Here is a 12735-nt window from a genome sequence, read left to right as displayed (position 1 = left end):
CCTCTTCCTTCTCAGAGCGCCAAATCGTTGCCAAAGATGGTTCCTGCATTCAACGCACGGGCGCGTTGCAGCGCCAGGACCGCGATGGCGGTGTCCTGCGCGCCCGTGCCGGTAAGGTCGCAGACGGTGATCTGCGCATCGTGCGTACGTCCTTCATGCGTACCCGCGATGACTTGTCCCAGTTCGGCAAAAACCGCGTCGCCGCTAACAACGCCCGTCTCGATTGCGTGATGCAGTTCGCCAAGCACACGCGTCTGCCGCAGCCGGTCGCAAACGTAGGTAGCGGCCGCAATGACGCCGGGCGTGAGCTCGTTCTTGTGCTCGGCGTCCGATCCCATCGCGGTGATGTGCAGACCTGGATGCAGGTCCTCGGCGCCAATGAGCGGCGTGCGGCTCGGCGTAGTGGTGATCGCTATATCCGCTTGCGCGAGTGCTTCGTGCACAGTCGCCGAGACCTCGCAAGGAACGTCTCGAACCGCTTCAGCAAGGCTTCGTGCACGCGACGGATCTCTTGCCCAGACATTCACATGATTGATGTCGCGCACCATCCGCAGCGCCTGTAACTGAAGGCGCGCCTGTTCGCCTGCCCCGATGATGGCGACGCGCCGTGCGTCCTTGCGGGCAAGCCAGCGGGCAGCGACCGCCCCTGCCGCCGCCGTTCTCACAGCGGTGAGATAACCGTTGTCGAGCAGCACAGCCTCGGTCAATCCGGTACGCGCCGACAACACCAGCATCAGGCCGTTAAGACTCGGCAAACCAAGCGACGGATTGTTGAAAAAGCCGGGACTGACCTTGATCGCGAAACTGTCGAAGCGTGGCAGCCAGGCAGTCTTCACGTCCACTTCGCCGGCGTGCGCGGGCAGGTCGAGACGCAGCACCGGCGGCATTGCCACAGCTTCGGTTGCAAGCGAAAGAAACGCGGCTTCGATCTGGTCGACAGCAGCAAGATCCAGCGGCACGAGCGTGCGCAACTGCGCTTCGCCAAGCAGCGTGATGGCGGACATTCAAGCCTCCTGGATCAACCGGCGATGCAGGTTCATATCGATGTTCGCCCCGCTGATGACCAGCACAACGGGGCCGCGTTTAACATCGATACGTCCGTCGAGCATCGCCGCAATGCCAACCGCCGCCGCGCCTTCCATCACCAGACGCTCCTCGCGATACGCAAATACAATGCCCCGCGCAATGGATGCTTCGTCGAGCAGCACGACGTTGTCCGCGAGCGATTGCGTCAATGCAAACGTGTGCCGGTTGTCCAGGCCAATACCGCCGCCCAGCGAGTCAGCGAGGGTCTCGACTTCATCGACGAGAACCGGGCGGCCCGCTGCAAGACTTGCATGCATCGTGGCGCCCCGTTCCATGGTGACGCCGATCATCGCAATGTCGTCGCGGATTCGCTTGGCGGCAAACGCGACGCCGCTGAACAGACCGCCACCCGACAACGGCACGACGATAGCCGCGGTATCCGGCAGCGATTCCATGATCTCCACGCCAATGGTCGCCTGTCCCGCGATGACGTCCATGTCATCGAAAGGCGGCACGAACACGAACCCTTCTTCGCGAACCAGACGCAGTGCCTCGACCTGCGCGTCGTCCTGACTGTTGCCCACAATGACAACGCGTGCGCCGAGTGCATCGATCGCCTCGACCTTGTTGCGTGGCACCAGCGCGGACATGCACACCACCGCCTGCATTCCGAGTGCGCGCGCGGCATGCGCCACGGCGCGGCCGTGGTTTCCAGTCGATGCAGTCACAACCCGGCCGTGGCCGCGCTCAGCAAGTCCGACCAATGCATTGGTCGCGCCGCGCAGCTTGAAGCTGCCGGTCGGCTGCATGGTTTCGAGTTTCAAATAAACGGAGGTGCCCGCGATTCGGGAAAGCGCCGCCGACTCGATGAGCGGCGTGCGCGTTACCCGGCCTTCAATGCGGCGGCGTGCGGCATAGACATCGGCAAGCGTGAGAGAAGACATATGAACGAACGCATCCGGAAGTTGATGCGACCGAGTCTAATGTCCTAAAAATGCGTTTTTAATGTCCTAGTTCAATGCACGGAAAAGCCGCGCGTCTAGCTGAAATCATGCACATGCGGATACTGCTCGAAGACCTCGCCGATGGTTTCAAGCGCGGTGCGGAACGTGTGATCGCTCACCTCCGCGCCCACGCACAGGCGCACCGCGTTCGGCCGGTCCGCGCCGCGAACCAGAAACGGATCCGGCGTCGTCACCGCTATCTCGCGCTTGCGCAACTCCCGCGTCACGCGATCGGCCTGCCAGTAGTCAGGCACCTTGAGCCATGCCGACAATGCCTGCGGATGACTGCCCAGCAAATAGGCGCCCAGCACTTCACGCACCATGGCCTGGCGTGTGCCCAGACGCTCGCGCTGCACGGCCACCAGATGCTGCGCCGTACCGTCCATGATCCAGCGCGTGGCGACTTCGGCCATGGGCGACGTCGCCATCCAGCTACTCACGCGCAGCACGCTTTCCGCGCGTAGCGCGAGCCGCCGCGGCATGGTGAGATAACCGATACGCAGGCCGGTCAGCACGGACTTGGTCATGCTCGTGCAATAGAACGACAGCTCAGGAATCAGGCTGGAAATAGGTGTCTGCGTCTTCGCGGGCAGCGCGCCATAGACATCGTCCTCGATAACGTACACGCCGTAGCGCTCGGCAATGCGCGCAATCGCGCGACGCCGCGAGTCGGGCATCATGGCGACCGTCGGATTGTTCAATGTGGGCGTGCAGACCAGCGCGCTCACGCGCTCGCTGTCGCACATTTCTTCGAAATGTTCGGGACGTATGCCGTGTTCATCGTTTTCGAGCCCTTTCAGCGTGAAGCCGAGCACGTTCGCCGAGCCGATCACGCCGTGATCCGTCAAGCTCTCGCAGAGCACAGTGTCGCCGGGTCCCACGAACGACGCAAGCGCGAGGAAGATACCGTGCGCGGCGCCATTAGTGACCAGGAGTGTCTCCGGATTCGCCGGCATGCCAAGCGACGCGAGCCACGCGGCACCGGCCTGCCTGTGATGCTCAAAGCCCGCAATCGGCCTGAACGCGCGAATCCACGGCTGGTCCTCGACCGTGGCGAGCGTTGCGCATACCTTGCGCCACATGGCGTCATGCTCGGGCGTATGCACGATCCGCGCGATGGAAAAATCGATCACCTCGCGCTCGGCGGTGTCGAGCATGTAGTTCGACATGGTCTCGGTCACGCGTGCCGCGACAAAGCTGCCCCGTCCGACCTCGCAGCGGATCAGTCCTTGCCGCTCCAGTTCCTTGTAGGCGTTCGTCACGGTCTGCACGCTGATGGCAAGATCCGCCGCCACCTCTCGCTGCGGCGGCAGCCGCGTACCGGAAACCAGCACCGCGCTTTCTATATCCGTCGCGATTGCCTTGACCAGACGTTTGTATTTCGACTCGACGCCATGCACCGTGCGCACCGCGTCACGCCATCGCTCATTCACGTTTCGCCCTCCTCCAATGCACTACATGGTGGCGCAAAAGCGGCCGCGAAAATTATTGTCCTAGAGCAATTCGAACAAAAATATGGCTTTGTATGCTGCGTTCATGGCGGTGCGGCGAGACCCGGTCTTTCATTTGGGACCAAGGGTTTAGGAGCATCCTCTCAACCACGCGAGCACAACGGGAAACCATCGACATGAAACTCAGAAGAATGTCAGCAATGCTGGGAGCGCTGTCCCTCGTGGCGGCGGGTCTGGCCGCTCACGCCTCCAACGCCAGCGCCGAAACAACGTTGCAGCGCATTCAGCGCACGGGCGAAGTGCGCATTGGGTATGCCAACGAAACACCATTCGCCTATACGACGCCGGACGGCACGGTCACGGGTGAATCGCCGGAGATCGCGAAGAAGATCTTCGCCAAGCTCGGCGTGAAGAAAGTCGATGCCGTCCTGACCGAGTGGGGTTCGCTCATTCCCGGCCTGCGCGCGGGACGCTTCGACGTGATTGCAGCGGGCATGTACGTCACGCCCGAACGCTGCAAGCAGGTCGCGTTCGCCGATCCGCAATATCAGATCCAGGATACGCTGCTGACCACGAAGGGAAACCCCAAGAAGCTGCAAAGTTATGCGGACATCGGCAAGAACCCTGATACGAAACTCGCCGTGATGGCTGGATCGGTGGAACTCGGTTATGCCCGTGACTCGGGCGTAAAGGACACACAGTTGCTGCAGGTACCCGACACAACCGCGCAACTGCAGGCTGTGCACGCCGGCCGTGCCGACGCCGCAGCGGGCACCGCGTTGACCATGAAGGGACTTGCTGCGAAGGCGGGACCCAGCGTCGAGGCCATTCCCAAATTCACCGACGACCCCAAGCACACGGGTTACGGCGCGCTCGCGTTTCGCCCCGACGATACGGATCTGCGCGACGCCGTCAACAAGCAGCTGCACGCATGGCTCGGTACGCCCGATCATTTGAAAACCGTCGAGCCATTCGGTTTCGACAAGAGCAACCTGCCGGACAAGACGACCGCGCAGTTGTGCGGCGGCTGATTGCCTGAACCATGCAGGATGGATCCTCTGACTGAAACTGTTTGCTTCTGATCGACGGGCCGGCACGCGCCGGCTCGCACCGCTTTCAAGCCTAGCGAGGTACACCATGGGCGATTTGCACGAACTGCTGCCGCTGCTGATGAAAGGCACGCTCGTCACCATCCGGATTGCCGTCTTTGCCATCCTGCTGGCGATCCTGATGGCGGGTGTCGCCACCATCTTCCGGACATCGGCATGGCGGGTCTTGCGCTGGATCGGGAACGCCTACGTGGAAGTGTTTCGCGGCACTTCCTTGCTCGTGCAGCTTTTCTGGTTGTTCTTCGTGTTGCCGCTGCCGCCGTTCAATCTTGCGTTGACGCCCTTCACCGTGGCCATAGTCGGACTCGGACTGCATTACGGCGCCTACGGCTCCGAGATCCTGCGCGGCGCCCTGCGCTCCGTGCCCGGCGGTCAATTCGAAGCGGCAATCGCATTGAACATGACGGCCGTCACCCGGATGCGCCGCATTGTCCTGCCACAAGCCATGATCAATGCGCTGCCGCCCGCGACCAACCTGATGATCGAGCTGTTGAAGGGCACGTCGCTGGTTTCGCTGATCACGCTTTCCGACCTCACCTTCCGCGCGCGGCAACTCGATGAAGCCACCTTCAAGACCGCGGAAATCTTTGCGCTGACGCTCGTGATCTATTTCGTCATGGCGCAAGTGGTCGTAGCCATCATGCGGCATTTCGAACGGCGGGTCAGTCATGGCATTGCGCTGAGGACGGCGAAATGAACTCATTCTTCGACGTCAACTATGCGCTGCATATCCTGCCTGAACTACTGCGCGCGTCGATGTACACCATCGGCATCACACTCGTGGGATTCGCCATTGCACTGGTGCTCGGGCTCGTGCTTGCCATACTGAGGCGCAGTCCCGTCGCAACCGTCTCGCGGGTGACCGGGTTTATTGTCGAGTTCATTCGCAGCACGCCGCTCCTGATCCAGGTCTACGTCCTCTTCTATGTCGCGCCGCTTTACGGCTTCACCATGTCGGCGCTCACCGCGGGCACCATCGGCATAGCGATCCACTACGCGTGCTATGTGTCCGAGGTGTATCGCGCGGGGTTGAATGGCGTCGCGCGCGGACAGTGGGAGGCGGCGTGCGCGTTATCGTTGTCGCCATGGCGCACGTATGGCGGCGTGATCCTGCCGCAAGCCATTCGTCCTGTGATACCCGCGCTGGGCAATTATCTGGTCGCGATGTTCAAGGACACGCCCGTGCTCTCGGCCATCGCAGTGGTCGAACTCATGCAGCAGGCGAAGAACATCGGCTCGGAAACGTTCAGGTATCTCGAACCGATCACCATGACCGGCCTGTTCTTTTTATTGATCAGCGTGACATTCGCCTCGGGCGTGCGTCATCTCGAACGCCGGGTGAGACTGCCATGACGTGCCAGACACTCGATCACCACGCAGGAGCACGCTGATGGAACTTCAGGAGAAGCAGATGAAACGGGATCTCGACCCTGCGCTCAGCGCCGGCTCCGTTGCAAAAGACACCCAGCCGATGGTTCGCTTTGCCGGCGTCACGAAGCGTTATGGCGCGCTCACCGTGCTGGACGCGCTCGACCTGGAGGTGGCGCGCAACGAGAAGGTCGCGATCATAGGACCGAGCGGTTCCGGCAAGTCCACGCTGCTGCGTGTCTTGATGACGCTCGATCCGCTGACCGATGGCCTGATAGAAGTGGAAGGCGAGCCGCTGACCCACATGCGCCGCAACGGCGCACTGGTTCCCGCATCCGGGCGGCACGTGCGTGAAGTGCGCCGGAAGATTGGCATGGTGTTCCAGAGCTTTAATTTGTTTCCACACATGACCGCCTTGCAGAACACGATTGAAGCGCCGTTGAGTGTGCTTGGCATGTCCAGACGGGATGCCACCGAGCGCGGACGGGAGTTGCTCTCCATGGTCGGCCTCGATGACAAATGCAATCATTACCCATCGCAACTATCCGGCGGCCAGCAGCAGCGCGTGGCGATCGCTCGCGCGCTGGCCATGCGTCCGAATGTCATGCTGTTCGACGAAGTGACCTCGGCGCTCGATCCCGAGTTATGCGGCGAAGTGCTGAATGTGATTCGCAGGCTTGGGCATGAACACGATCTGACAATGCTGATGGTGACGCATCAGATGGGGTTCGCCAAGGAATTCGCCGACCGGGTATGCTTTTTCTCGCAGGGAAAGATCATCGAGCAGGCGCCGCCGCAGCAGTTTTTCGCCTCGCCGCAGCACGAACGCACGCAGCAGTTCTTGCGCGCGGTCCGAGAGGCGACCTAGCGCGGGGACGCGTGAATGCAACGCGTGTCATGCGGTTCAATGCCACCCGCTTACGCTCAAGCTGACGCAGAAAAGAAACCAAGATATTGAAACGACGAAGTCTCCTGCGCGGTGCACAGCACACCAAGCGCCCCGATCGACACCAGCGTGTCGATCGTCTCCCGGCGATTCGACGCCACCTTCCATTCGGGTACGCGGTCACTCGCGCCGCCCGCTTCACGGGCGAGTCTCAACGCAGCAATCGACTGTTCGCGCGGCGGCGAATGGATTGCGAGGCCTTCATTGGAGAGTGCGGCTGTATCGATTCCCAGATGCTTGCAGGCAAGCGCCTTCGCGCCGGTATCATTTGCGTCGGCCGCGCGTGATTTCTCTATCAACGCCGCGGTCTGAACATCCACTATGCGATGCGCGCTCATCAGAAGCGGCTTGTCCGGCGACCACGCTTCTGGCGGGCACGCCTTCTGCTGCGGATTCAATTCAATAAACGGATTCATTTCAGCCGGATAAATACGGCAGACGGTCGGGCGCTGGTCATACACGCCGCAACTCAGATTCGCCTGCAAATGAGGACATGCTCCCTCAAACGCAGCGGCGAGCACAACCACAATGCGAGCCGGCAATTCGCCACTGGATGCGGCAAACGACCTGCGGCGTTTGTGTTGCGCGAGCAGATTGTCTTCGGCAGGTTCATCAGGCCATGGAACTGCTTCGCACAGGAACTGAACGTCGCCTCCGCGTTCAAGCCAGACCAGCGCTTCATCCACGCTCAGCGGCAGCTTGAGGTCGTGGCAGCACTTGCCGCACATCGTGCATTCGAAGTTTATATCCATGTTTTATTTCCGCTCGCGCAAGGCATCTGTAAATAGAATGTCAGGCTGCCCGTCTCCGATTTAAAGGGCGCTCCCGCTAATTCGGCCGCTCAAGGAAAGCGGTTACAACGCAACGGAAATTTCAGCGCGAGCAGATTCTATTCTTTTTGCGAGCATTTGCACGGACCACGGACCGTGACGGACAATGCCGCATGAATACACGGTCATTGCGTGACACACGACATACACGGCGCTTCGGAAAACAGATCTCCGATTGTTCGTGGCATCAGAAGAATCAATTCGCGGCAGGCATATTTATCCCCAGCGATGTTTTGATTAAGGTGATGCCTGCGGGTGGTGCCAAACTCCTTCACATCTTTTACCGTGGAGATCACTCCTCTCCTTGTCTCTTCGCGGTCGGCCCTGGATCTGCCCAAGAGATCCAGGGCCTTTTTCATGGCGAGCCGTTCCTTCATTGGTTAAATAAAAAATGCCTCGTGTTTTATCCACGAGGCATTCGAGGCTTTCTTCACGCGCTGCCACTCTCGCTGGCGGCGCGTCGAAAGCTTTCGCGCGCAACTTCCACGGCTAACAACTGCTTTGCTTCCTATTGCCCCGTATATCCCACTGGCACCGTGGAGTTAGCCTTGGCAACCGTCGCATTACTGGACACGATGTATTGCGGAACCTCGGTCAATGTCAGCGTCGCTTTGCCATCGGTATAGGGAACCGTGCTCACGTTGCCGTAGCCATCTATCTTGGTCACATTGCCCGACGTTCCCGCATTGTCGACTTGCAGCGAATAACCCGTCGAATAGGTCTGGCTGTACTGGCCACCGCTTGCCGGCCATTGCGCGTTGCTATGCGCCCACGCCGCGGTCACGATCTTGCCATTGCCGAGCTGCTGGAACGCATAGGCAAAAGTGCCCGACGGCGTGCCGTTGACGCGGCCTAGCGTGTTCGTGCCGTCCAGTGCTCGCGTCATCGCGGCGAATGCCATTGCTTCAGGCTTCGGCGACAGGTTCGTTGCACCAAATGAACCCTGTGCGTTGTTCAGGTCGAAGAACGAACCGTATCCCACTTCGCCCGGATAGTCGGGACCGAAGAACAGCGTGGTGACCTGCGCCCCGCCGCCCAGCGTGATGATGTGAGCACGCACGCCGACTGCGGCATGAGCGAACAACTGGTTCGCCGACGGCACTGTGGGTCCGTAGTTGAGACCCGGATCGTAGCTCGTGCCGGCTTCGGTGAAGAACAGCTTCATGTTGGGCTTGCCTGCCTGCATGACCGCGCGCAACTGCGTCATCTGATTGTCGAGCGCGTTGGCCTGGTTCGCGGGATTCGGATCCGAGTCCTGCAACTCAGGCGGATGCGCCGGATAGGTTCCAGCGTTCCAGTAGCCATGGGTCGACACCGCATCGATGTAATTCCACAGCCCCAGAGCGCCGAATTTCTTCAGATAGCCCGTCGTGCAGGTGTCGCAATTTGCCGCGAACGGATTACCCGTGCCCATCACCACGGCATTCGGATCGGTCGAGTGAATGCTTTCATAAGCAGCCTTGTACATGGCCACGAAGTTGGCGTCGCTGTCTGCCCAGCCAAGGCTCGGCTCCCACGTCACCTGATAGTAGTTCTTTTGCTGATTCGGATAGTTTGCCGCACGGATCAGGCTGGTATCCGTACCAACCTTGGCCATGAACCGCTGGAACTCCGGCATGTTCGACGGAGCGTAGTAACTGTCGTTGAACTGGCCCGTCTTCGAATCCCACGCAGGCAGTCCGTCGAGACGCACAATGCGCATCTGATCGGGATTGGCTTTGTAGAACGGGTCGAGATCATTGACGCTCGGCGTATAGGTGTCCGGACCATTCGGTTCCATTGCCGATACCTGGCGGTCGTCGATAGTCCACGAAATACCCAGTGCGTGCAACGCGGCAATATTGCCATTAAAGCCTTGCATGCCAAACCGGTGCTGATCCTGATGCGCATACGTGACCGTGCCGAGCACCGAGCTCAGGTTCGGCAACACGCCGAATGTAGCGATGCCCATTGGACGCGTGCCGCTGCTCGGCAACGTGCCCCCATGGGATTGCAGCGTCGCGGTAAGCGCGCCATAGCCGGACCATGTCGACGCGCACGAAATGGTGTTCGTCTGCGCACCGGCCTTGACCGGGAAACTACCCTGCGTCTTGATCGAGCCATTCGAGTCCGCAACGGACCATACAACCGTATCCGCTGCCGGCGAGTTTGTCGTGATGGCGAGCTTGAATGGTGCGTTGTTCTGGAATATACGCAGTCCGTCGGTCGTCGGCGTATCGGCGCTGATCAATCCGTTGGATGTGCCGCCTGCTGTTTGCGCCGGCGAGCCGCATGTGATCGCAGACGTAGTCGGCGTCGGGGTCGACGTAGCCGGTGTGGACGTGGCCGGCGATGTAGTTGCGGGCGTCGTGGGTGCGGGCGTCGCCACTACGGGTGTGGTTGCTGTGGGAGGTGTGGGAGCAGGCGCGGGCGCGGAGGGTGCCGGCGCGGCGGCGGGCGTCGTTGCCGGCGGCGTGCTGGCCGCAGCCAGGCTGACCCAGCAAGACTTGCCATAACCGTAAGCAGGATCCGATTGCGAGACCGCTCCTACATAGCATCCCACTCCATTGCTGAAGGTGCGAGGGCTCGTCAACATGCTGGACGGCGCATTAGGCGGAACTGCGCCAAATACCACGGATCCTGTTCCCGAGAACGTGCAGTTGTCATTTTCCTGCCCGCACAACTTGTATTGCGTTCCAGATACCGTGATGCTGGCTTGCGCGTGCGCGTTCTGGACACCAAACGCCGCCATCATTGTTGCGGCTGCAACCGGAAGTAGTCTTAAATATCTCATCATTATCCGTATTTGTCGCTAAAAGCAGGTTTCCCCGAGGAGTCAGCAAGATCGATCTAAGCCGTCCAGCATATGCGTTGTTGAGGTACTGAAAGAGGTGAAGCCGAAAACGCGGTGATCGCGTTCATTGCTGATACAACAGAAACCCTTCAATGCACTGCCATTGAAATTGACATGGCAAGCAAGCCACGTCATTGCGCCGATATCAGTAAACGCATAAATCCTATGTCATCCTAAATAAACGAAAACGTCGAATGGATTCATGCGACACATCGCTAACCACTAAAGCTTGATGCACAAGAAGCCGCAAAGGCCGCAACACATCTCAACCACTTGCATCCGGAAAACACAACGGCCGGAGCATCCGCACAAAAAATTAGAACCCCTGATTGATCGATCGATACACGTTTTATCGAGTCATCAAAGCGGTACCGTCCCGAACGCATACACAGGCCGCTCCGGCATCAAACGACGTGTCATGCCGGTTCAAAGCAGCTTTCCCGGCCAGCTGTTGAGGCTTCAAACGACAAAACCGTCCGTGACCGCGCGCATCAGTGCGAACGTAATTCCTTCTGCGTTCACGGACGTTCCACAGTGACGGCAGGTATTACTTACAGATCAATCGAGGCAGACGAATTATATTCGCAAAAAAACGTTTCATCCGTGTAACGCGACGGAAAGAGTTGGAAATAAGTAATAGTTCCTCAGTCCTCACATGCTGCATTGCGTCTTTCCCCGAGAAAGCCACACCTGAGAATTTTATTCTCCTTTGAAACAAAATCAACGCAGCTTTCATTGTTTAACTGAACTTAAATAGTATGAAGTTACTTTTTGTTAATATTCAGAGTAAATAATACTGATACGATGATTTCGTATGAATATTAAATTGGTTTTAGTTAAGCGTGAATCAAGCGACGGAGAATAAATTGTGTCTCGCACCGATTCGCAAAATGGCTGCCCGTGATTTCTCGTTAAGTTCGTCGGTTGTGAATTGCACGCGCACTGCGCTCATGACTTATCAAGCGAACCGCAGTGACCCTCAAGCCAGCTTTACCGACAGCTAGCCCCGCGTGTTTTTCATCCAGCGGACAATGCCGTCGACGACTTGTTCTTCCATGCCGTAATAACCATGCGGCGATAGCGATCCACAGCCATCCTGCGAGCGCTGGACTCCGCCTTTCACTTTCAACACGGAAGCGCGCGCGTGGCGGATGGACTGCGCGATTGCGTCTGCCATGGACGGCGGCGCGACCTTGCATTGATCGTTGTCGTTCGCGACGATCAGCGAAGGAACATGAACGTCTTCGGGATGCGCGTAGAACACGGTTTCATGAGAGCCGCCAAGAATGGACACCGACTCCGTCAGGATCAAGCCTGCAATATCACCCTTTCCTGCATGCGACGCGGCATTCATTGCCGCAATGGACCCCTGGCTCGTGCCCAACACCCACAACGGGGCGCGGCTGATCTCATGCGCGAACGCAATGATCTTTGCGGTGACTTCGGCATAAGCGCCGCTGCTTCGCTGCCCTCGCAGGGAACGATGATCTAGAGCGTCGACCAGCAATACGCCATATCCCCGATCACGCCAGAGATCACTTGAACGCACTACGAAGTTATTCGCATTCCTTATGGATCCGTTCTTGCCAATATCCAGTTCTCCCGTGCCTCCTGCAAACATGATCATCAAGCCGTTGAGATTGCGCGCCGGCGGCAGATACAACACACGTTGAAAGCTGCCATCCTGCAACGGCAAGTCGCTTACAACGCCGTTTCCACCTTGAGGCGCGTCGTCGGTCCTGATGTTTATCGATAGCGTGCGATCAGGGAACATGTTGCGGGCTATCGCGGGAGTTATAGATAGACAGCACATCGTCGTCAGAAAAACGCACGCGTAGCGATGTCGAAGCATTGACCCCTCCTTGGGCACTTGAAGGACCGTCTGATGGTCGGGGCGTGAGCCGGGCCCGTAGGATATGAAGCCCGGATTCAAATGTACAATATATTTTTTACGCATCCGTCATATGTACAGCGTATGTGACGTGGAACCAAGCCGATAGTTTTTAACCACTTCGTTATTCTCAGGAAATTGATTTCCAGTCCAAACTAACCCGCTATTTCCAGCTCGGTTGAGATCACGAAACGCTCATTTTTGTAGTGAACGCCTAGTTAGCTGCAATTCCAATTCATAGCGCAAACGTTTGCCTTCTTTTTGTCCACGTTGTTGC

At 58.8% G+C, this 12735-nt stretch carries 12 protein-coding genes and 1 pseudogene; 5 read left to right on the top strand and 8 right to left on the bottom strand.

Annotated elements, in window-relative coordinates; all coding sequences use genetic code 11:
• Positions 1–11: 11 nt before the first annotated feature.
• The 3 genes from AWB64_RS24895 to ehuR all read right to left on the bottom strand — a co-directional run bounded on the left by AWB64_RS24895 (position 12) and on the right by ehuR (position 3463).
• Entirely contained in the window at positions 12–1004 is a 993-nt protein-coding gene (locus tag AWB64_RS24895; RefSeq protein ID WP_060858104.1) for a cyclodeaminase, read from the bottom strand.
• Entirely contained in the window at positions 1005–1970 is a 966-nt protein-coding gene (gene eutB, locus AWB64_RS24890) for a hydroxyectoine utilization dehydratase EutB (RefSeq protein ID WP_060858103.1), read from the bottom strand. It lies immediately after the preceding gene.
• A gap of 95 nt (positions 1971–2065) precedes the next feature.
• On the bottom strand, positions 2066–3463 hold the full coding sequence (ehuR, locus tag AWB64_RS24885; protein WP_060858102.1) for a MocR-like ectoine utilization transcription factor EhuR: 1398 nt from the start codon (positions 3461–3463) through the stop codon (positions 2066–2068).
• Between the two features lie 194 nt (positions 3464–3657).
• Between ehuR and ehuB the strand changes: the two genes are divergently transcribed.
• From ehuB to ehuA, 4 genes are all read left to right on the top strand, one after another.
• A complete protein-coding gene (gene ehuB, locus AWB64_RS24880; protein WP_082850625.1) occupies positions 3658–4512 on the top strand; it encodes an ectoine/hydroxyectoine ABC transporter substrate-binding protein EhuB in 855 nt (284 codons plus the stop codon).
• A 106-nt stretch (positions 4513–4618) separates the two neighbouring features.
• Positions 4619–5287 (top strand): ectoine/hydroxyectoine ABC transporter permease subunit EhuC, encoded by a 669-nt coding sequence (gene ehuC / locus AWB64_RS24875; protein ID WP_060858100.1) that lies wholly within the window; start codon positions 4619–4621, stop codon positions 5285–5287.
• The gene (ehuD, locus tag AWB64_RS24870; protein ID WP_060858099.1) at positions 5284–5943 is read left to right on the top strand and encodes an ectoine/hydroxyectoine ABC transporter permease subunit EhuD; all 660 of its coding nucleotides are present in this window, start codon (positions 5284–5286) and stop codon (positions 5941–5943) included. The genes ehuC and ehuD overlap by 4 nt, the downstream gene beginning before the upstream one ends.
• Before the next feature lie 37 nt (positions 5944–5980).
• Complete coding sequence (ehuA, locus tag AWB64_RS24865; RefSeq protein ID WP_060858098.1) at positions 5981–6826, top strand: ectoine/hydroxyectoine ABC transporter ATP-binding protein EhuA; 846 nt, start codon at positions 5981–5983, stop codon at positions 6824–6826.
• Positions 6827–6882: 56 nt separating this feature from the next.
• Here the strand turns inward: ehuA and AWB64_RS24860 are convergent, their stop codons facing one another.
• From AWB64_RS24860 to AWB64_RS24850, 3 genes are all read right to left on the bottom strand, one after another.
• A complete protein-coding gene (locus tag AWB64_RS24860; RefSeq protein WP_060858097.1) occupies positions 6883–7656 on the bottom strand; it encodes a YkgJ family cysteine cluster protein in 774 nt (257 codons plus the stop codon).
• A 203-nt stretch (positions 7657–7859) separates the two neighbouring features.
• Positions 7860–8093, bottom strand: a complete 234-nt coding sequence (locus tag AWB64_RS24855) for a hypothetical protein (RefSeq protein WP_157766693.1) — start codon at positions 8091–8093, stop codon at positions 7860–7862.
• A 149-nt stretch (positions 8094–8242) separates the two neighbouring features.
• Positions 8243–9964: a hypothetical protein gene (locus AWB64_RS24850; protein ID WP_244164201.1), complete on the bottom strand. Its 1722-nt coding sequence runs from the start codon at positions 9962–9964 to the stop codon at positions 8243–8245.
• Between the two features lie 43 nt (positions 9965–10007).
• Here AWB64_RS24850 and AWB64_RS32390 point away from each other — a divergent pair, with 43 nt between their 5' ends.
• Entirely contained in the window at positions 10008–10229 is a 222-nt protein-coding gene (locus AWB64_RS32390) for a hypothetical protein (protein ID WP_244164200.1), read from the top strand.
• A 1209-nt stretch (positions 10230–11438) separates the two neighbouring features.
• On the opposite strand, the pseudogene AWB64_RS31695 reads toward AWB64_RS32390, so the two are convergent.
• Together AWB64_RS31695 and AWB64_RS24845 are read right to left on the bottom strand one after the other, a co-directional pair.
• Positions 11439–11519 (bottom strand): annotated as a pseudogene (locus tag AWB64_RS31695) (GNAT family N-acetyltransferase); the annotation flags it as partial.
• Positions 11520–11567: 48 nt separating this feature from the next.
• Positions 11568–12341 carry an alpha/beta hydrolase gene (locus tag AWB64_RS24845; RefSeq protein WP_208603314.1) on the bottom strand — a complete coding sequence of 258 codons (774 nt, stop codon included), beginning with the start codon at positions 12339–12341 and terminating at the stop codon, positions 11568–11570.
• Between the last annotated feature and the right edge of the window lie 394 nt (positions 12342–12735).

The organism is Caballeronia sordidicola (assembly GCF_001544455.2).
Classification (GTDB): Bacteria; Pseudomonadota; Gammaproteobacteria; order Burkholderiales; family Burkholderiaceae; genus Caballeronia; species Caballeronia sordidicola.
This window is presented reverse-complemented; position numbering and strand designations above follow the sequence as displayed.

Coding starts and splice junctions, on each gene's coding strand:
- AWB64_RS24895 (WP_060858104.1), bottom strand. CDS start 1,004: ATGTCCGCCATCACGCTGCTTGGCGAAGCGCAGTTGCGCACGCTCGTG.
- eutB (WP_060858103.1), bottom strand. CDS start 1,970: ATGTCTTCTCTCACGCTTGCCGATGTCTATGCCGCACGCCGCCGCATT.
- ehuB (WP_082850625.1), top strand. CDS start 3,658: ATGAAACTCAGAAGAATGTCAGCAATGCTGGGAGCGCTGTCCCTCGTG.
- ehuC (WP_060858100.1), top strand. CDS start 4,619: ATGGGCGATTTGCACGAACTGCTGCCGCTGCTGATGAAAGGCACGCTC.
- ehuD (WP_060858099.1), top strand. CDS start 5,284: ATGAACTCATTCTTCGACGTCAACTATGCGCTGCATATCCTGCCTGAA.
- ehuA (WP_060858098.1), top strand. CDS start 5,981: ATGGAACTTCAGGAGAAGCAGATGAAACGGGATCTCGACCCTGCGCTC.
- AWB64_RS24860 (WP_060858097.1), bottom strand. CDS start 7,656: ATGGATATAAACTTCGAATGCACGATGTGCGGCAAGTGCTGCCACGAC.
- AWB64_RS24855 (WP_157766693.1), bottom strand. CDS start 8,093: ATGAAAAAGGCCCTGGATCTCTTGGGCAGATCCAGGGCCGACCGCGAA.
- AWB64_RS24845 (WP_208603314.1), bottom strand. CDS start 12,341: ATGTTCCCTGATCGCACGCTATCGATAAACATCAGGACCGACGACGCG.